Here is a 22,285-nt window from a genome sequence, read left to right on the forward strand (position 1 = left end):
GTTCCGGGGAGGGTCTATCAAGTAAGGCAATGCTTACCTTACTATGCGAGCGGTCGCGGCTCCGCTGAGCCGTTCCGCACGCATTGGGAGGCACGGGCAGCTGTGGCGGGCAACACGCTTTCTTCGGCACGGGCAACGGCGACGAACGACTTCTGGCGACGGCGCTTCGCCTCTCCAGTACCGGAGACGGCACTGCCGCTGGACTTCCCCCGTCCGCCGCGCCAGGACGGCCCGGTGCCCCGCGCGCGCCGCACGGTCACACTCGACATCACGGCCGACACGGCCACCCAACTCACCGCCTTCGCCGTCCTGTTGCACCGCTACAGCGGCACGACGGCCACCGAGACGGCGGTGGCCCACGAGGGCCTCCCGCTGCGCGTCACGATCGACGGCGACACCCCGTTCGCCGAACTCCGCGACCAGATTACTGCCGTACACGCGGAGGCCGCCGCCCACCTCCTGCCGACAACGGATCTGCTACGACTCCTCGCCCCCGAACCCTTGCGTGGCGGCGGCCTGTTGTGCGCCACGGGCTTCGGCGTCGACCCCTGGCACGAGAGCGGCCCGCTGGACCTGGCCCTCACGGTGACCGACGGAGAAGTGACCGCGGACTACCGCACCGACGCCTTCGCACCCGCCACCGTCGACCTGATCCTCGGCCACTACGGCACCCTCCTCGCCGACGCCCTCGCCCGCCCGGACGCCCAGGTCGCCGACCTCGAACTCCTCGGCACGGACGAGCGGCACCGCATCCTGCACGGCTGGAACGACACCGCGCACGACGTACCCGCGCTCACCTGGCCGCGTATGTTCGCCGACCAGGTCGCCGCCCACCCGCACGAGGTCGCCCTCATCCACGAGGACGTCCGCCTCACCTACGCCGAACTCGACGCCCGCGCGGCCAAGTTGGCGCACGCGCTGGTGGCCCGGGGTGCCGGTCCCGAGCAGGTCGTCGCGCTCGCCGTACCGCGCTCCGCCGACATGATCGTGGCCGAGGTCGCCGTCCTGAAGGCGGGCGCCGCCTATCTGCCCGTCGACACCGACTACCCGGCCGACCGCATCGCCTACATGCTCGCCGACGCCCGCCCGGTCTGCCTCGTCACCACCGCCGAGATCGCCCCCGACCTCCCGCCGGGCCTCGATCCGCTGATCCTCGACGCCCCCGGGACGGTCGCCGAACTGGCGGCCCACCCCGCCCAAGGCCCGTCCACCGCCGACGAGTTGACGACCGCGCACGCGGCCTACGTCATCTACACTTCTGGCTCCACCGGCCGCCCCAAGGGCACGGTCCTGTCCCACGCGGGTGTCGCCAAACTGGTCGCCACCCAGCAGGAACGTTTCGGAATCGGCCCGCACAGCCGGGTCCTCCAGTTCGCCTCACCCAGCTTCGACGTCGCGTTCTGGGACCTGTGCCTCGGCCTGCTCTCCGGCGGCCGCCTCGTCGTCGTCCCCGCCGACCGCCGCGTCCCCGGCGCACCCTTCGCGGACTACGCCAACGAGCACGGCATCACCTTCATGATCCTCCCGCCGGCGCTCCTCGCGGCCATGCCCGAGGACGTCCAACTCCCGCCCGAGGCAACCCTCCTGGCCGGCACCGAACGCGTCTCGCCCGAGCTGGTCGGCCGCTACGCACGCGGTCGGATGATGTTCAACGCCTACGGCCCGACCGAGGCCACCACCAACTCCACCCTCGGCCTCTGCGACCCGGACACCCCGGCCGGCACCATCGTGCCCATCGGCATCCCCGACCCCGGCACCCGCGCCTACGTCCTCGACGACCGGTTGCGCCCCGTCCCCGCCGGGGTCACGGGAGAGCTCTACCTCGCGGGCGACGGCCTGGCCCGTGGCTACCTCGGCCGCCCCGCCCTGACCGCCGAACGCTTCGTCGCCGCCCCAGCCGACCTGGCCGCCGCACCCGGCGAACGCCTGTACCGCACAGGCGACTTGGTGCGCTGGAAGACCGACGGCCGACTGGAGTTCCACGGCCGCGTCGACACTCAGGTCAAGATCCGCGGCTTCCGCATCGAACCCGGCGAGATCGAGTCCGTCCTGCGCTCCCACCCGGCCGTCGACCAGGCCGCCGTGATCGTCCGCGAGGACCGCCCCGGCGAACGCCGCCTCGCCGCCTACATCGTGCCCTCGCTGGACGCCGAGGCGACCCCCGACGAGGGGGTGGCCGACTGGAAGGACCTGCACGAACTCCTCTACGCCGCCGCCGGATCGGACGGTTTCGAGGAGAACTTCGCCGGCTGGAACAGCATGTACGACGGCCTCCCCATCCCCCTCGCCGACATGCGCGAGTGGCGCGAGGCCACCCTCGACCGCATCCGCGCGCTACGGCCCCGCCGCATCCTGGAGATCGGCGTCGGCTCCGGCCTGCTGCTGTCCCGGCTCGCCCCCGACTGCGCCGAGTACTGGGGCACCGACCTCTCCGAGGAGGCCGTACGCGCCCTGGACGCCCAGGTGTCCGCCGTCCCCGAACTCGCCGACCGCGTCCACCTGTTGGCCCGCCCCGCGCACGACCTCACCGGACTGCCCGAGGGCCACTTCGACACGATCGTCGTCAACTCCGTCATCCAGTACTTCCCCGGCGGCGACTACCTCACCGGCGTACTCCGCGACACGACCGCTCTCCTCGCCCCCGGCGGCGCGGTGTTCGTCGGCGACGTACGCAACCTGCGCCTTCTCCGCACCCTGAGCGCGGCCGTCGAGAGCGGCCGGGTACGGGACGAGGGAGACGAGACAGGCGCGGACAAGGAAGCCCTGCGCGCCGCCGTGGACCGGGCTGTCGCCTGGGAGGGCGAACTCCTCGTCGACCCCGACTACTTCACCACCCTCGACGGTCTCAGCGCCGACATCCGCGTCAAGCGCGGAACCCACCACAACGAACTCACCCGCTACCGCTACGACGTTGTGCTGCGACCCCAGTCGGCCGCCCCCGAAGAGATCCCCGACTCGCCGTGGCCCGCGCTCGGTTCGCTCCAGGCGCTCGACGAGCTGCTCGCCGGCCGCCCGCCCCGGTCGCGCGTCACCGGCATCCCCAACTCCCGCCTCGCCGACGACCTCGCCGCGCTCGACGCCCTCGCCGACAGCAGCAGGCCGGCCGCCGGACCGTACGGCGTGGACCCCGAGGCCCTGTACGAGATCGCCGCCCGGCACGGCTATGACGTGACGCTCACCTGGAACGGGGACGCCGAGGACGGCAGCCTGGACGCCGTGTTCGCCCTCGAAGCGGAGGCACAGGCGTCGTACCGCCCCGGAGGCGGCCACCCGCTCACCAACCGCCCCGCGCCCTTCCGCAACGTCAACGCCCTGATGTCGACCCTGCGGACGCACGCCACCGAGCACCTGCCCGACTACATGGTCCCGGCCGCCTTCGTCCCGCTGGACCGGCTGCCCGTCACCCCCAGCGGCAAGCTCGACGCCGCCGCACTCCCGGTCCCGGACCTCACCCGGGCGCTCAGCACGGGCCGGGCACCCGAGACACCTCGCGAGCAACTCCTCTGCGACCTGTACGCGCGCGCCCTCAAGGTCCCCTCGGTCGGCGTCGACGACGACTTCTTCGCGCTCGGCGGCGACAGTATCGTCGCTGTCCAACTCCTCATCCTCGCCCGCCGCGCAGGCCTGGAACTCACTCCGCGAGACGTGTTCCGGCACCGCACGGTCGCCGAACTCGCCACGGTCGCCCGCACCGGCACGGCCGACGACCCGACCGCCACCCCGTGGCAGACCCTGAGTGAGGACGAACTCGCCGCAGTGCAGGGCGAGTTCCCGGTCACCGTCGAAGAGGTACTGCCTCTCGGCCCGCTCCAGGAGGGCTTCTTCTTCCACGCGCTGGTGGACGGTGCCGAACTCGACGCCTATGTCGTGCAGCAGGTCATCGAGCTGTCCGGCCCGGTCGACGGCACCCTTCTGCGCACGGCCGCACAGCGACTCGTCGACCGGCACGCCCCGCTGCGCGCCTGCTTCCGCCAGACACCCGACGGCCGTCCCGTCCAGCTCATCGCGTCCGGCCTCGAACTGCCCTGGCACGAAGTCGACTTGGCCGCCCAGGAAGACCCCATGGTCCGCCGAACCCTCGCCGAGGCCGTCGCCGCTGACGAACGCGCCCACCGCTTCGACCTCGCCCACCCGCCGCTGATCCGCTGCGCCCTCATCCGCTTCGGCGCGGACCTCAGCCGACTCGTCCTGACCTTCCATCACATCGTCGCGGACGGCTGGTCCCTCCCCGTCCTGCACCGCGAACTCCTGGCCCTCTACGGCGAGAACCCCACCCCCCTCCCCGAAGTCGCCCCCTACCGCGGCTACCTCCGCCGGATCGCCGGAGCCGACCGCGACGCGGCGCGCGCCGCCTGGCGCGCCGCGCTCGCCGGCGTCGACGAGCCCACCCGGATGGTCGACACCCCCGCGCCCGCCGGACCCCTCGAACCCGCCCAGATCCGCGTCGAGTTGACCGAGCGGATCACCTCACGGCTCACCGCCCGTGCCCGCGAACGCGGAGTCACCCTCGGCACGCTCGTCCAGGGCGCCTGGGGCCTGCTCGTCGGCCGGATGACGGGCCGCCAGGACGTCCTGTTCGGCACCACCGTCGCCGGACGTGACGCCGCCGTCGACGGCATCGAGTCGATGATCGGCCTGTTCATCAACACCCTGCCCACCCGCCTGCGTTGGGCCCCCGGCGACACCCTGGGCGCACTGCTCGACCGACTCCAGGACGAACAGAGCGCGCTCCTCGACCACCAGCACCTCGGTCTCGCGGACATCCAGCGCGCCACCGGCCACGCGGGCGAGGGCGAACTCTTCGACACCCTCGTGGTGTTCGAGAACTACCCCGGCGGCGAGGGCGCCCCCGGCAGCACCGACCCCACCGGCACGATCGCCGTCGCCGGGCACGCCTTCCACGACGCCGTCCACTACCCACTCGCCCTCATCGTCAAGCCAGGCCGGCGCCTCGACCTGCGCCTCAAGCACCACGCCGGGCGCCTCGACGCCGACGCCGTACAGTCCCTCGCCGACCGGCTCACCCTCGTCCTGCACGCCCTGGCCGACGACCCCGGCACCCGCGTCGCCGACCTCGACCTGCTCACCCCGGACGAGCTGACCGCAGCCCACCCGGCGGGGGAGACCCGGCCGGTCCCGGCCACCACACTCGCCGCCGAGTTCGCCGCGCAGGTCGCGAGAACTCCGGACGCGACGGCTGTCGTGTACGACGGCGCGCCCACTCTCACCTACGCCGAACTCGACGCGCGGGCAGAGGAGTTGGCCGCACGGCTGCGGGCCAAGGGCGCGAGCCGGGAGCGGTTCGTCGCCGTCGCCGTACCCCGCTCGGCGGAGCTGATGGTGGCGCTGCTGGGCGTCCTGAAGTCGGGGGCCGCCTATCTGCCCCTCGACCTGGACTACCCGGCCGAACGCCTCGCGTACATGCTGGCCGACTCGGGCGCGACCACGGTCGTCGCTACGGAACGGGACGCGGACCGGCTCCCGTCGGTCGAGGGCCTGGACGTGCTGCGGGTGGACGCGGAGGGCGAAGAGGCCCTGTTCGGCGGAGCCGAGGACCCCGCCCACCCCGACGACCCCGCCTACCTCATCTACACCTCCGGCTCCACCGGCCGCCCCAAGGGCGTCGTCGTTACCCACCGCGCCATCGGCAACCGACTGGCCTGGATGCAGGGCGCGTACCAACTCGCCGCAGACGACCGGGTGTTGCAGAAGACACCGTCCAGCTTCGACGTGAGCGTCTGGGAGTTCTTCTGGGCGCTGCGCGAGGGTGCCGCCGTCGTCCTCGCCGCACCGGACGGGCACCGCGACCCCGCCTGTCTGGCCCGCCTGATCCAGGCCGAGGGCATCACCACGATGCACTTCGTGCCGTCGATGCTGGAGGCGTTCCTCGCCTCCGACGAGGTCACCGCCGACCCCGCCTGGGCGGCCGGCCTGCGCCGCGTGTTCAGCAGCGGCGAGGCCCTGTCCGGTTCCGCCGCCCACCGCTGGCACGAGCTGACCGGCGTCCCGCTGCACAACCTCTACGGCCCGACAGAGGCCGCCGTCGACGTGACGTACCACCCCTACGACGGCTCGCCCGACACCACCGTGCCCATCGGCCGACCCGTGTGGAACACGGGTCTGCGCGTCCTCGACTCCTGCCTGCGCCCGGTGCCCGACGGCGTCCCCGGCGAGCTGTATCTCACCGGCGTCCAGCTGGCCCGCGGCTACCACCGGCGCCCCGCGCTCACCGCCGACCGCTTCGTCGCCGACCCCTACGCCACCGAGCCCGGCGCCCGCATGTACCGCACCGGCGACCTGGTGCGCCGCCGCCCCGAGGGCACGATCGACTACCTCGGCCGCACCGACCGCCAGGTCAAGCTGCGCGGAAACCGAGTCGAACTCGGCGAGATCGAGGCCGAGTTGACCCGCATCCCGGCTGTGGCCCGAGGCGCGGCCGTCATCCGCGACCAGCGGCTCATCGCCTACGCGGTCCCGGCGGCCGGGGCGGACGTAGACCCCGCCGACCTGCGTGCCGCCCTCGCGGAGGCACTGCCCGCGCCCCTGGTCCCAGAGGCGTACGTCGTCCTCGCCGACCTCCCACTCACCCCCAGCGGCAAGCTCGACCAGGCCGCGCTGCCCGCTCCCGAGGCCGAGCGCGCCGAACGCCGGGCACCCGCAGGGCCGTTGGAGCAGCAGCTCACCGAGATCTTCGCGGCCGTCCTCGGCATCGAGGACGCCGGCCCCGACGACGACTTCTTCCGCCTCGGCGGCGACAGCATCAGCTCCATCGGCGTCGCGAGCCGCTCCCGCGCGGCGGGCCTGGACCTGAGCCCGCGCGACGTGTTCACGCACCGCACGCCCGCCGCCCTCGCGCTGGCGGCCGGCACCACAACGGCCATAGCCACCAACTGTGTTGAAACATTCACCCTGACCGAGGCCGAACAGGTCCGTGTCCGCGCCGTCGCCGCCCCGGCGGAGGTCGCCGACGTCTGGCCGCTGGCTCCCCTCCAGGAGGGCCTGTTCTTCCACTCGGCCTACGACGAAGGCGCGTTGGACGTCTACACCGTCCACGAGACCTTCGACTTCGCCACCCGCCTCGACACCACCCGACTGCGCGCCGCCGTCCGCACGCTCCTCGACCGCAACCCCGGTCTGCGCGCGGGCTTCACCAGCGACGGCCTCGACCAGCCGGTCCAGTTCATCGTCGAGGACCCGGAGATTCCCCTCGAAGAGGTGGACCTCTCACTCCTCCCGGCAGCCGAACAGGACCTACTCCTAAAGGAGTTGACGGATGCCGAGCGCAACCGCCGCTTCGACCTGTCCGCGCCCCCGCTGTTCCGGATTCTCCTGCTGCGCCTCGGTGCGGAGCGCGGCGACCGGCTCGTCATCGGCCGTCATCTGATCCTCTGGGACGGCTGGTCGGCCTGGCTGTTCCTCGACGAGCTGTTCGCTCTCTACGAGACGGGCGGCGACGCCAACGCCCTGCCCGCGCCCGGCAGTTACCGCGACTACCTGACCTGGCTGGAGGAACAGGACGACTCGGTCGCCACGGCCGCCTGGCGTACCGCGCTGGCCGGCCTCGACGAGCCGACACTGCTCGCGCCCACCGCCGCCGACGGCCTCGAACCGGTCATCCCCGACCAGCTCGACACCCGCCTCTCCGCCGAACTCGGCGACCGGTTGCGCGAGTTGGCCCCCGCCCATGGTCTGACCCTCAACACGGTGCTCAACGCGGCCTGGGGACTCACCCTCGCCTCCGCGACCGGCCGCGCCGACGTCGTCTTCGGCACCACCGTCGCCGGTCGCCCCAGCGAGGTCCCGGACGTCGGCGACATCATCGGCCTGTTCCTCAACACCGTCCCGACCCGCATCGCACTCGACCCCGCAGAACCGGTCCTCGACCTGCTCCGCCGCGTCCAGGGCGAACGCCTCGACCTGATGCCGTACGAGCACCTCAGCCTCGGCGTCCTCCAGGCCGAGACCGGGCACCGCAAGCTCTTCGACACGCTGTTCGTGCTGCGCAACAACGACACCGAGGAGCGGCTGGCCGACCTCAAGACCCGGCACGGCGCCACGGCCGTCGCCAACGTCGACGCCACCCACTACCCGGCCAACCTCGTCATCACCCCCGGACGCGAGATCGCGGTCACCCTCACCCACCGCCCCGACCTGGTCCCGACCGATCACGCACAGGCCCTCATCGACCGCTTCGCGCTGCTCGTCGACCAGCTCACCGCCGACCTCACGGCACCGGTCGGCTCCCTCGACGCCCTCCTCCCCGCCGAACTCGACGCGCTGCAGCGGGAGTCGGCGGCCAGCCGTGTCCCCGCCCCCGAGGACACCATCGCCGACCTGCTGGCCGCGCAGGCCGAACGCACCCCGGACGAGCGGGCCCTGGTCTTCGGCGAGCGCAGCATGACGTACGCCGAACTCGACGCGGCCGTCAACCGGATGGCCCGGCTGCTGATCGACCGGGGCGCGGGCCCCGAGCAGGTCGTGGCCCTCGCCCTGCCGCGCTCCCTCGACATGGTGGTCGCGCTCTTCGCGGTCCTGCGCACCGGAGCGGCCTACCTCCCCCTGGAGTTGGACCACCCGGCCGACCGCCTGTCGCTGATGCTGGCCGACGCCCGCCCGCTCCTCCTGCTCAGCACCACGGCCGTATCCGCCACGCTGGACGGCGAGATGGCCCGCGTCCTGCTCGACGACCCCCAGATCGAGAGGGAGTTGGCCCGGCAGTCGGACGCTCCCGTCCGCCGATGCTTCAGCCTCGAACACCCCGCCTACGTCATCTACACCTCCGGCTCCACCGGCCGCCCCAAGGGCGTCGTCACCCCCTACCGGGGCCTGACGAACATGCAGTTGAACCACCAGAGGGAGATCTTCGAACCTGCCATCGCCTCGGCCGGCGGGCGGCGGCTGCGCATCGCGCACACCGTGTCCTTCGCCTTCGACATGTCCTGGGAGGAGCTGCTCTGGCTGGTCGAGGGCCACGAAGTGCACGTCTGCGACGAGGAGTTGCGGCGTGACGCCGAGGCGCTGGTCGCCTACAGCGAACGCCACCGCGTAGACGTCGTCAACGTCACCCCCACCTACGCCCGACTCCTCATAGAACAGGGCCTGTTGGAGGGCCACGTCCCGCCGCTGGTGCTGCTCGGCGGCGAAGCCGTCCCGGAGACCGTGTGGACGGCCCTGCGTGACACCGAGGGCACATACGGCTACAACCTGTACGGGCCGACCGAATACACCATCAACACCCTCGGCGGCGGCACCCTGGACAGCGACACCCCCACCGTCGGCAGGCCCATCCGCGGCACCCGCGCCCACATCCTCGACGCCTGGCTGCGCCCGGTGCCCGACGGTGTCCCCGGTGAGCTGTACATCGCCGGAATCGGCCTGGCCCGCGGCTACTTGGACCGCCCCGCGCTGACCGCCGAGCGCTTCGTCGCCGACCCGTTCGGCGAGCCAGGCGAACGCATGTACCGCACCGGCGACCTGGTCCGCCGCAACCCCGACGGCAACCTCGACTTCCTCGGCCGCACCGACGACCAGGTCAAGATCCGCGGCTACCGCATCGAACCCGGCGAGATCGAGACCGCCCTCAGCCGCCACCCGCTCGTCGCCCAGGCCGCCGTGGTCGTCCGCGACGAACGCCTCGTCGGCTACGTCGTCCCCTCCGGCGCCGACCCGTCCGAGCGCACCGCCGCCGAGGCCGCGCAGGTGGGGGAGTGGCAGGAGATCTACTCCGACGAGTACGAGGAGATCGGCACCGCCGTCTTCACCGAGCAGTACGACGGCTGGGACAGCTCCTACGACGGCAGGCCCATCCCCTTCGAGGAAATGCACGAGTGGCGCGAGGCCACCCTCGCCCGCATCGGTGCCCTCAAGCCCCGCCGCATCCTCGAAATCGGCGTCGGATCAGGTCTGTTGCTGTCTCGGCTCGCCCCGCAGGCTGAGGCCTACTGGGCCACCGACTTCGCCGCCCCCGTCATCCGCAAGACAGGCGAGGAGGTGCGGCGCGACCCCGCACTCGCCGCCAAGGTCGAACTGCGCTGCCGCCCGGCCGAGGACCTGAGCGGGCTGCCGTTCGCCTACTTCGACACGATCGTCATCAACTCCGTCATCCAGTACTTCCCGAGCATCGACCACCTCACCACCGTCCTGCACGGCCTGATGGACCTGCTCGCGCCCGGCGGCGCCCTGTTCGTCGGCGACGTCCGCAACCTGCGGCTCGCCGACACCTTCCACACCGAGATCCAGCGCGCCCGGAGCACCGCCGAAGCGGACCTGGAGCGGGCGGTGGAACGCGGACTGCGCCTGGAGAAGGAACTCCTCGTAGACCCCGACTACTTCACCACCCTCGGCTATGGCGTCGACCTCCGCACCAAGCGCGCCGAGCACCACAACGAGCTGTCCCGGCACCGCTACGACGTCGTCCTCTACGCCGACGAACCGGACGTACGCCTGGACAACACCCCCTCCGTCGACTGGGCCACCGGCAACACCATCGGCGAACTCCTGCGCGGCGACCGGACGTCCGCCGAGGCGATCGGTGAACTCCTGCGCGGCGGCTGGTCCGCGACCGGCGCCACCGCCGAACGCCCGCGCGGCGAACGGCCCGAGGCACTCCGCTTCACCGGCATACCCGACGGCCGTACGACCGAGACGGGCGTCGACCCCGAGCACCTGCACGAGCTGGGCACGGCGGCCGGATACCGGGTGCTGACGACCTGGTCGGAGCAGCAGGGGACGTACGACGCCGTATTCCTGAAGTCGTCCGAACTCCGCCTGACCGGCGGCCTGTTCAAGCCCGGCGGCGGCACCCGTCCCTACGCCAACGACCCCACCGCCGCCCGCGAGGCAAGCGCGCTCGTACGACGGCTGCGCGAGGACCTGGGCCGCGAACTGCCCGACTACATGGTCCCTTCGGCCTTCGTCACCGTCGACGGCCTGCCCATGAACGCCAACGGCAAGCTCGACGTCCGCGCCCTGCCCGACACCGAACCCGCCGTCGCCCTCGGCGGCGGACGCGGCCCGCGCACCCCGCAAGAAGAGGTGCTGTGCCGACTGTTCGCCGAGGTGCTGGGACTGCCCGAGGTCGGCGCGGAGGACAACTTCTTCGACCTGGGCGGCCATTCACTCCTCGCCACCCGGCTGGTCAGCCGTGCCCGCACCGAACTCGGCGCCGAACTCGCCATCCGTGACCTCTTCGAAGCCCCAACTCCCGCCCTGCTCGCGGGCCGTGCGGACGCGGCGAGCCCGGCCCGTCCGGCGGTCACCCCCGTCACCGACCGGCCCGCCCGGATCCCGCTGTCGGCCGCCCAGCGACGGCTGTTGCTCGTCGAGCAGATCACCGGCAGCGGTGTCGCCTACAACTTCCCGCTGGTCTTCCGGCTGCGCGGCACCCTCGGCACCGAGGCCCTGGCCGCCGCCCTGCGGGACGTCGCCGGCCGGCACGAGGCGCTGCGGACGGTGTTCCCGACGCACGAGGGCGAGCCGTACCAGCGGATCGTCCCGGCGGAAGAGGCCGACCCGGCCTGCACGGTCGTCGACTGCGCGGAGGGCGAACTGCCCGCGCTGATCGAGGCGGCACAGCGCCGCCCATTCGATCTCACCACCGAACTCCCGTTGCGGTGCGAGGTGTTCAGGCTCGGCCCGGACGAGCACGTGGTGGCCGTCGTCCTGCACCACATCACCACCGACGAGTGGTCCGACCGCCCCTTCCTCGCCGACCTCGACACCGCCTACGCGGCCCGCCGCGAGGGACGGACACCCGACTGGGCGCCGCTGCCGGTGCAGTACGCCGACTACACCCTCTGGCAGGACGACCTCCTCGCCCGCACCGGAGAGGCCCAACTCGCCCACTGGGCCGACGCCTTGCGCGGTCTGCCCGACGAACTCGCCCTGCCCGCCGACCGGCCGCGCCCCAGCGAGCCGACCGGTCACGGCGGCAAGGTCCGCCTGGAGCTGTCCACCGCCACCGGCCACGCCCTGCGCGACCTCACCACCGCCACCGGGACCAGCATGTTCATGCTGTTCCAGGCGGCCACCGCCGCACTCCTGAACCGGCTCGGCGCGGGCGAGGACATCCCGCTCGGCGCCCCCATCGCCGGCCGCACCGACGAGGTCCTCGCCGACCTGGTGGGCTTCTTCGTCAACACCCTGGTCCTGCGCACCGATGTGTCCGGCGACGAGCTGACCTTCCGTGAACTCCTGGGCAGGGTAAGGGAGTCGTCCCTGGCGGCCTTCGAGTACCAGGACCTGCCCTTCGACCGGGTGGTGGAGGCCCTCAACCCGCCCCGCGTGGCCGGGCGCAACCCGCTCTTCCAGGTCATGCTCGGCTACCACCACCGCCCCGACGGCGACCCGGACGTGCTCGGCCTGTCGACCGAATGGTTCGACATGGACACCGGCATGGCCAAGTTCGACCTCCACTTCACGTTCGTCGACGAGACCGGCCGCGACCGTGTCGTCCTGCTCCTGGAGTACGCGACCGACCTCTTCGACGAGTCGACCGCCGAACGCATCGCCGGCCGCATGGCCCGTCTGCTGGACCATGCGGCGGCCGAACCCGACCGCGCGGTAAAGGACTTCGACCTCATGGAGGGCACCGAACGCGCCCTGGTCCTGGGGGAGTGGAACGCCACCGAGCACCCCGTTCCCGCCACCACCCTGCCGGAACTCTTCCGCGCCCAGGCGGCCCGCACCCCCGACGCCACGGCCCTCGTCTTCGAGGGACGGCGGCTGACGTATGGCGAGCTGGACGCCCAAGTGGAGCGCACGGCACGCGTGTTGGCCGCGCTCGGTGCGGGCCCCGAGCAGACCGTCGCCGTGGCCCTACCGCGCTCACTCGAACTCGTTGTCGCCCTGCTCGCCGTCCACCGGGCGGGCGCCGCCTACCTCCCGCTCGACCCCGACTATCCCGAGGAACGCCTCGCCCTCATGGTCGAGGACGCCCGCCCGGTCTACGTCGTCCGCGACACCCTGCCGACCGGTCCCGAGGGCGAACTCCCCACGTCCTACGACCCGTCGAGCCCGGCGTACATCATCTACACTTCCGGTTCGACCGGCCGCCCCAAGGGTGTCGTCGTCCCGCACGAGGGCGTCGTCAACCGGCTGCTGTGGATGCAGGACGCGTACGAACTCACCGCCACCGACCGGGTGTTGCAGAAGACGCCGTCCAGTTTCGACGTGTCGGTGTGGGAGTTCTTCTGGCCCCTGATCACCGGCGCCACCCTGGTCGTCGCCCGCCCCGAGGGCCACCGCGACCCGTCCTACCTCGCCCGGCTGATCCGCGAACAGGGCGTCACCACGGTCCACTTCGTGCCCCCCATGCTCCAACTCTTCCTGGAGGAACCGGCCGCGGCCGACTGCACCGGCCTGCGCCGCGTGATGTGCAGCGGCGAGGACCTGCCCGTCGCCCTCACCCACCGCTTCCACGACATCCTGACCACCACCGAACTCCACAACCTCTACGGCCCCACCGAGGCCTCGGTCGACGTGACGGCCGTGGAGATCGGACCGGACGCGCAGAGCGTGCCGATCGGCCGCCCGGTGTGGAACACCCGCACCTACGTCCTCGACGCCGGACTGCGCCCGGTACCGCCAGGTGTCCCGGGCGAGCTGTACCTCGCGGGCGTCCAGCTCGCGCGCGGCTATCTCGACCGGCCCGGCCTGACCGCCGAGCGTTTCGTCGCCGACCCGTACGGCGCGTCCGGCACCCGGATGTACCGCACCGGGGACCTGGCCCGCTGGAACGCCGACGGAACCGTCGAGTATCTCGGCCGCACCGACGACCAGGTGAAGGTGCGCGGTTTCCGCGTCGAACCCGGCGAGATCCAGGGCGTGTTGACCACGCATCCGTCCGTCGCACACGCCGTCGTGGTGGTCCGGGAACAGCGCCTGGTGGCGTACGTGGTCCCGGCCGGCGACGGCGGACCGGTGAGGGCGGAGGCAATCCGCGTCGGTGCGGCCACCGGCCCCCTGGACGAAACCGCGTCGGGCGCTCGCCCGGCGGCAGGACCGCAGGACGGGACGGCAAACCGCGCCCACACGGCCGCCGAGCCGGTGGACGCGACGGCGATTCGCGCAGGTACGGCCGACGCGCCGGCGGACGAGAACGCGTCGCGCGCTCGCACGGCCGCACGGCCACTGGACGCGACGGCCCTCCGCGCCCACACCGCCGCCGCCCTCCCCGCCCACATGGTCCCCGCAGCCTTCGTCACGCTGGACGCGCTGCCGCTGACCCCCAACGGCAAGCTCGACCGCGCCGCCCTGCCCGCCCCCGACTTCACGTCGGCCACCGGCACGGACGCGGGTACGTCGCCCCGCAGCCCGCGCGAGGAGATCCTCGCCGGACTCTTCGGCGACCTCCTCGGCCTCGAACGCGTCGGCGCCGACGACGACTTCTTCACCCTCGGCGGCCACTCCCTGCTCGCCATGCGCCTGGTCGGCCGTGTCCGTACGGCACTTGGCGCCGACCTCACCGTCCGTACCGTCTTCGAGGCCTCGACTCCCGCACAACTCGCGGCCCGTCTCGACGACCGGGCCGGCGGACTGCCCGCCCTCGCCCCAGCCGACCGTCCCGACGAACTCCCGCTCTCCTACGCCCAGCAGCGCCTCTGGCTGCTGCACCGCATCGAGGGCCCGGGAGCCGCCTACAACATCCCGGCCGCCTGGCGCCTGACCGGCTCGCTCGACCGGGACGCGCTGTCCGCAGCCCTGGACGACGTGGCCCTACGGCACGAAAGCCTCCGCACGGTCTTCCCCGAGCGGGACGGCCGTCCCCACCAGGTCGTGCTGGACCAGGCCTCGGTACCCCTTCACCTCAGCCGGGCAACTGAGACCGAACTGCCCGACCTGCTCGCCGGGGCCGCCGCGTCCGGCTTCGACATCGACCGCGAACTCCCGCTGCGCGCCCACGTGTTCGAGCTCGCCGAGGACCAGCACGTCCTGCTGCTGGTGCTGCACCACATCGCCGGCGACCAGTGGTCCGACGGGCCGCTGTGGCGGGACCTGGCCACCGCGTATGAAGCCCGCCGCGCGGGGCGGACGCCCGCCTGGGCGCCGCTGCCCGTGCAGTACGCCGACTACGCCCTCTGGCACCGCGAGGCACTCGGCAACGCCGACGCCCCGGACAGCCGCCAGTCCCGCCAACTCACCTACTGGCAGGACACCTTGGCGGGTCTGCCGGACGAACTCGCACTGCCGACCGACCGCCCCCGCCCGATGGAGAGCAGCCACCGGGGTGGCGCGGTCGGGCTGACCCTCGACGCCCAACGGACGCGACGACTGCGCGCGTTGGCCCGTCGTCACGGCGTCAGTATGTTCATGGTCACGCAGGCCGCCGTCGCCGCGCTGCTGCACCGGCTCGGCGCCGGGGACGACATCCCGCTCGGCGCACCGATCTCCGGACGGGCCGACGAAAACCTCGAAGACCTGATCGGGTTCTTCGTCAACACGCTTGTCCTGCGCGCCGATCTGTCCGGCGATCCCACCTTCGCCGACCTGCTCGCCCGCGTCCGGGACACCGACCTCGCCGCCTACGAGCACCAGGACCTGCCCTTCGAGCGCCTGGTCGAGGCGGTCAACCCGGCCCGCTCGCTGGCCCGGCACCCGCTGTTCCAGGTGATGGTCGTCCACCTGGACGACGAGGGAGCCACCCCCGCCCTGCCCGGTCTCACCGCCCGCCGCGAGGAACTCGGCCAGCAGGGCGCCAAGTTCGACCTCAGCTTCGACTTCGTCGAGCAGGGCGAGAACGGTATGCGGTGCTGGATCGAGTACAGCACCGACCTCTTCGACGAGTCGACCGCCCAACTCCTCGCCGAGCGCCTGGAGTCACTGCTGGCGCAGGTCGCGACCGACCCGGACCGACGCCTCGCGACGCTCGACGTCCTCCGCGACGACGAACGCGCCCTCGTCCTCACGGACTGGAACGCCACCACCCGAGCCGTCCCCGACCTCACCCTGCCCGAGCTGTTCCGGTGCCAGGTCGCCCGCACCCCCGAGGCCACGGCGGTCGTCCTCGAGGACACCGCCCTCACCTACGCCGAACTCGACCTGCGCGTGGAGAAGTTGGCGCACACCCTCGCCGCACACGGCGCGCGGGCGGAGGCCGTCGTCGCCGTCGCCCTGCCGCGCTCCCTCGCCCTTGTGGTGTCCCTGCTCGCGGTCCACCGTGCGGGCGCCGCCTATCTGCCCCTCGACACCGGCTACCCGGCCGACCGTCTCGCCTACACGCTCGCCGACGCCCGCCCGGTCTGCCTCGTCACCACGGAGGGCGTCACCCTCCCGGACACCGACGTACCCACCCTCACGGTCGACACGGACGGCACCCCCGACCACCCGGCACACGCACCCCTGCCCACCGCCCACGACCCACGCCACCCCGCCTACGTCATCTACACCTCCGGCTCCACCGGCCGCCCCAAGGGCGTCACCGTCCCCCATCAGGGCATCACCAACCGCCTGTTGTGGATGCAGGACACCTACCGCCTCGACGCCGAGGACCGTGTCCTGCAGAAGACCCCGGCCGGATTCGACGTGTCGGTGTGGGAGTTCTTCTGGCCGCTGATCACCGGCGCCACCCTCGTCGTGGCCCGCCCGGAAGGCCACCAGGACCCCGTCTACCTCGCCGAGCTGATCAAGCGTCAGCACATCACCACGGCCCACTTCGTACCGTCGATGCTGCGCGCCTTCCTCGACGAACCCACCGCTGCCGGCTGCGTCGACCTGTGCCAAGTCATGTGCAGCGGCGAGGCGTTGCCAGCCCCGCTGGCCACCCGCTTCCACCAGGTCCTGCCGAGCGCACGTCTGCACAACCTCTACGGCCCCACCGAGGCGTCCGTCGACGTCACCGCCCACGAGGTCCCCGCCGACCCGGCCACCGTGCCGATCGGGCGCCCGGTGTGGAACACCCGCACCTACGTCCTCGACGCCGCCCTGAGCCCGGTGCCGCCGGTCGTGGCCGGCGAACTGTACCTGTCGGGCGTCCAGTTGGCGCGCGGCTACCTGGGCCGCTCCGCCCTGACCGCCGAACGCTTCGTCGCCGACCCCTACGCCACCGAACCCGGCGCCCGTATGTACCGCACCGGAGACCTGGCCCGCTGGACCCGGGACGGGGAGTTGGAGTACCTCGGCCGCGCCGACGGCCAGGTCAAGCTGCGCGGGTTCCGGATCGAACTCGGCGAGATCGAGACCGTGTTGGCCGCCCACCCGAGCGTCGCGCACACCGCCGTCGTCGTACGGGAAGAACGGCTCGTGGCGTACGTCGTACCGGTCGGCACCCCGGCGGAATCCGCCGAACTCCGCGCCCACACCGCCCGTTCGCTGCCCGACCAGATGGTCCCGGCCGCCGTCGTCACCCTCGACGCCCTCCCGCTCACCCCCAACGGCAAACTGGACCGACGCGCCCTGCCCGCGCCCGACTTCGCCGCCGAGGTCACCGACACCCGGCCGCGCACGGCGCTGGAGGAGACCCTCTGCGCTCTCGTCGCGGACGTCCTAGGTCTCGAACGCGTCGGTGTGGAGGACGACTTCTTCACTCTCGGCGGAGACAGCATCATCGCCATGCAGCTGGTCGCCCGCGCCCGCGCGGCAGGGCTCACCTGCAGCCCGCGTGACGTCTTCCGCCACAAGTCGGCGGCGGGGCTGGCCACCGTGACCGCGAACACGGTCACCGCCGGGCGCGACGACGACGCCGTGCTGCTCGACCTCACCGACGACGAGCGCGCCGAACTCGCTGCCCTGCCCGCCGGCACCGAGGTCCTGCCCGTCTCCCCGCTCCAGGCCGGCCTGCTCTTCCACGCCGCCCTCGACTCGGGCGACGACGGCCCGGACGTGTACACCGTCCAGGTCTCCTACGACCTCGAAGGCCCCCTGGACGCCGACCGGTTGCACACCGCCGCACAGTCCGTGCTCGACGGGCACGAGAACCTCCGCAGCGGCTTCCGGCACCTGTCCTCCGGGCGGCCCGTGGCCGTCGTACCGCGGACGGCCGTACTGCCGTGGCGACAGCTCGACCTGACCGACGAGCCCGAGGAGTGGGAGCGGCTGCTCGTCCAGGAGCGGCGCCGCTTCGACCCCGAACACCCGCCGCTGCTACGGCTGTTGCTGGCCCGCCTCGGTCCGGACCGGCACCGGCTCGTGCTCTCGCACCAGCACCTCCTGCTGGACGGCTGGTCGTTGCCGCTACTCACCGCCGAACTGTGGGCCCGCTACGAGGGCCGGACCCCGGCCGCCCCCGCCCCCTACCGCGAACACCTGCGGCTCCTCGCCGCCCAGGACCAGGCCGCCTCCGCCGCCGCGTGGGCCGAGGCCCTCGGCGGGCTGGCCGAACCCACCCGGCTCGCACCCGTCGACCCCGACCGGGCCGCCGTCGTACCGAACACCCACACCGTGGAGTTGGACCCGGACCGCACTGCGGAGCTGGAGGCGTTCGCGCGGCGCCGGGGCGTCACCGTCAACACCCTTGTCCAGGCCGCCTGGGGCGTGCTCCTCGGCCGGCTCACCGGGCGCGACGACGTGGTGTTCGGCGCCACCGTCGCCGGGCGCTCGCCCGAGCTGGCCGGTGCCGAGTCCATGATCGGCCTTTTCATCAACACCGTGCCGGTACGGGTGAACGTCCGCCCGGAAGAGAGCACGGCCGCCCTGCTGACGCGACTCCAGGACGAGCAGTCCGCCCTCATCGCCCACCAGCACCTCGGCCTCGCCGACATCCAGCGGGCCGCCGGACTCGGTGAACTCTTCGACACCCTCGTGGTGTTCGAGTCGTACCCGGTGGCCGACACCGACGAGGACGGCGACGGGCCGCGCGTCAGCGTCCGCGACCACGAGGACTCCACCCACTACCCGTTCGCCTGGGCCGTCGAACCCGCCGAACGGCTGCGGCTGACCGTCGAGTTCCGCCCCGACCTGTTCCAACCGGCCGTCGTACGACGGATCTCTGACTCCCTGACCACCCTCCTCACCGGGATGGCGGCCGATCCCGACCGCCCCGTCGGACGCCTCGACCTGCTCGCCCCCGCCGACCTGCGCACCGTCCTGGAGAGCTGGAACGACACCGCGCTCCCGGACGCCGAACGCCTCGGCACGGTCCCCGAGTTGTTCGCCGCGCAGGCCGCCGCAGGCCCGGGCGCGATCGCCGTCACCGACGGCCGTACAACCTACACGTTCGCCGAACTCGACGCCCGCGCCGATCAGTTGGCGCGCACCCTCGCCGGACACGGCGCCGGACCCGAGCGCATCGTCGCCCTCGCGCTGCCCCGCACCGTCGACCACATCGCCGCGATCCTCGCCGTGATGAAGGCGGGCGCCGCCTATCTGCCCCTCGATCCAGCCCTTCCCGAGTCCCGCCTTACCGGCATGCTCGACGACGCCCGCCCCGTGCTGATCCTGACCACGGGCGAGACGGCCGCCGCGCTGCCCCCAACCGGCGTACCGGTACTGCGGCTTGACGCCCTCACCGAAGGCCTGCCGCAGGCGGAACCCGTCGCCCCCGGCCCCGACCACCCCGCCTACGTCATCTACACCTCAGGCTCCACCGGCCGCCCCAAGGGCGTCGTCGTCACCCAGCGAGGCATCGCCAACCTCTTCCACAGCCACCGCCACGACCTGCACGAGGTCGCCAGGCAGCGCACCGGACTGCGCCGCCTGCGGGTCGGCCACGCCTGGTCGTTCTCCTTCGACGCCTCCTGGCAGCCGCAGTTGTGGCTGCTCGACGGACACGCCCTGCACATCGCCGACGACGACACCCGCCGTGACCCCGAACTCCTCGCCGAGTTCATCCGCGGCCGGGGCATCGACTTCATCGAGGTCACCCCGTCGCTGCTCGCGCAGATGGCGGACAGCGGACTGATCGGCGCCGAGGGCGACTGCCCGCTCGCCGTGGTCGGCTTCGGCGGCGAGGCCGTACCCGAGTCGCTGTGGACGCGGCTCGCCGCGCTCCCGGACACCGAGGCGTTCAACCTCTACGGCCCCACCGAGGCCACCGTCGACGCGCTCGTCGGCCGGATCCGGGACAGCGCCACCCCGGTCGTCGGACGCCCGGTCCACGAGTCCCGCGCCTACGTCCTCGACACGGCCCTGCGGCCGGTACCGCCCGGCGTCACCGGCGAGTTGTACCTGTCCGGTCCGGGTCTGGCCCGCGGCTACCTCGACCGCCCCGACCTCACCGCCGAACGCTTCGTGGCCGACCCGTTCGCCATCCGGCCCGGCGAGCGCATGTACCGCACCGGCGACCTGGCCCGCTGGACCGAGGACGGCCTGCTGGAGTTCGCCGGCCGCACCGACGACCAGGTCAAGATCCGCGGCTACCGCATCGAACTCGCCGAGATCGAGGCCGCGTTGGACACCCACCCGGCCGTCGCCCAGACGGTTGTCGTGGCCCGCGAACACCGGCCCGGCATACGGCAGTTGATCGCCTACGCGGTAGCCGAGGACACGGACGGGACCGCTCTGCGCGCGCACGCCGCCGCCGTACTGCCCGACTACATGGTCCCGGCAGCCGTGGTCGTCCTCGATCAGCTGCCGCTGATGTCCAACGGCAAGCTCGACCGATCCGCCCTGCCCGCCCCGGACTTCACCGCGACGGGCGGCGGCCGGGCCCCCGAGAACGACGCCGAGCGCACCTTGCGCGACCTGTTCGCGGACACCCTCGGGCTGCCCGCCGAGGCGGTCGGCACGGACGACGACTTCTTCACCTTCGGCGGTGACAGCATCGTCGCGATGCAACTCGTCGCCCGCGCCCGGGCAGGCGGCCTGCGCGTCACCCCACGCCAGGTCTTCCAGCACCGAACCGTGGCCGCCCTGGCGGCAGTTGCCGTCCCCCTGGGCACCGGCGAACGGCACGCCGTCCACGACGACGGCACTGGCACCGTCCCGCTCACCCCGATCATGCGCGGCCTGCTGGAGCGCGGCGGCCCCATCGCCGCTTACCACCAGGCGGCCCTGGTCCAGACCCCCGCCGACCTGACCGAACCCGGCCTGCTGGCCGTGCTCAGGGCACTCGCCGACCGGCACGACATGCTGCGCGCCCAACTCGTCCGCGAGCCCGAGTGGTTGCTGCGGGTGCCCGCCGCACGGGACACCGACGTGAGCACCTGGCTCACCCGCGTAGACGTGCGCGGGGCGGACGAGGCCGGACTGCGCGCCGCCATCTCCCGCCGCGCCGAGACCGCACGCGGAGGGCTGGACCCGGACACCGGGGCGATGGTGCGGGCGGTCTGGTTCGACGCCGGACCCGGACAGCCCGGGCGGCTGCTGATCCTCGTCCACCACCTGGTGATCGACGGCGTTTCCTGGCGCGTGCTGCTGCCCGACCTGGCCACCGCCTGGGCAGCGGTCCGAGGCGGTCGTACGGCCGAACTCGCCCCTGTGGAGCTGTCGTTCGCCCGCTGGTCCCGGCTCCTGGGGACCCGCGCCGGCGATCCCGCCACCGAGGACGAACTGCCGTGGTGGACCTCCGCCCTCGCCGAGGGGGCCGGCCTTCCGCTGGCCCGCCCGCTCGACCCGGCCCGGGACACCGTCGCCACCACCCGCTATCTCTCCCTGACCCTGCCCGCCGAGCTCACCGAACCGCTGCTGAGCCGCGCCCCGGCCGCCTTCGGCGCCACCGTCAACGACGTCCTGCTCACCGCCTTCGCGCTGGCGGTCGGAGACTGGCGGACCCGGACACTCGGCGCGCGGCACACGGGCGGGCCCGTCCTGGTCGACCTGGAGGGCCACGGCCGCGAGGAACAACTCGCGGGCGACGCCGACCTGTCCCGTACGGTCGGCTGGTTCACCAGCGTCGTACCCGTACGACTCGACCCGGGCGAGGCCGACTTGGCGGAGGCCTTCGCGGGCGGGCCCGCGCTGGACACGGCCCTGGCCCGCGTCCGCGCCCACCTCACCGCGCTGCCCGCGGCCGGCATCGGGCACGGACTGCTGCGCCACCTCAACGCCGGGACCGGCCCGCTCCTCGCCCAACTCGCCGAGCCGCAGGTCGAGTTCAACTACATGGGCCGCTTCGACCGCCCGGCGGCGGCCGACTGGTCCTACGCCCCCGAGGACGACGCGGCCGACCTCGACGCCGACCCCGGCCAGCCGATGTCCCACGCCCTGACCCTCAACGCCATCACCGAGAACCGTCCCGAGGGCCCGGAGCTGAGCGCCCACTGGGCGTACGCCGCCGAACTCCTCACCGAGGAGCAGGTGCAGGATCTGGCCCGCACCTGGTTCCGGGCGCTGGAGGCCGTCGCACGACGGGCGGACGCCCTCAACAGGCACTGACCGAACCGCACTTACCCACCAGAACGCATCAGAGAGG

General features: G+C 72.7%; 1 protein-coding gene. It reads left to right on the forward strand.

The window, feature by feature from the left end:
- Positions 1-102 precede the first annotated feature (102 nt).
- Positions 103-22,248: a non-ribosomal peptide synthase/polyketide synthase gene (locus tag OH768_RS43820; RefSeq protein WP_406462196.1), complete on the forward strand. Its 22,146-nt coding sequence runs from the start codon at positions 103-105 to the stop codon at positions 22,246-22,248.
- Positions 22,249-22,285 lie beyond the last annotated feature (37 nt).

This window comes from Streptomyces sp. NBC_01622, from assembly GCF_045209635.1.
Lineage (GTDB): Bacteria > Actinomycetota > Actinomycetes > Streptomycetales > Streptomycetaceae > Streptomyces.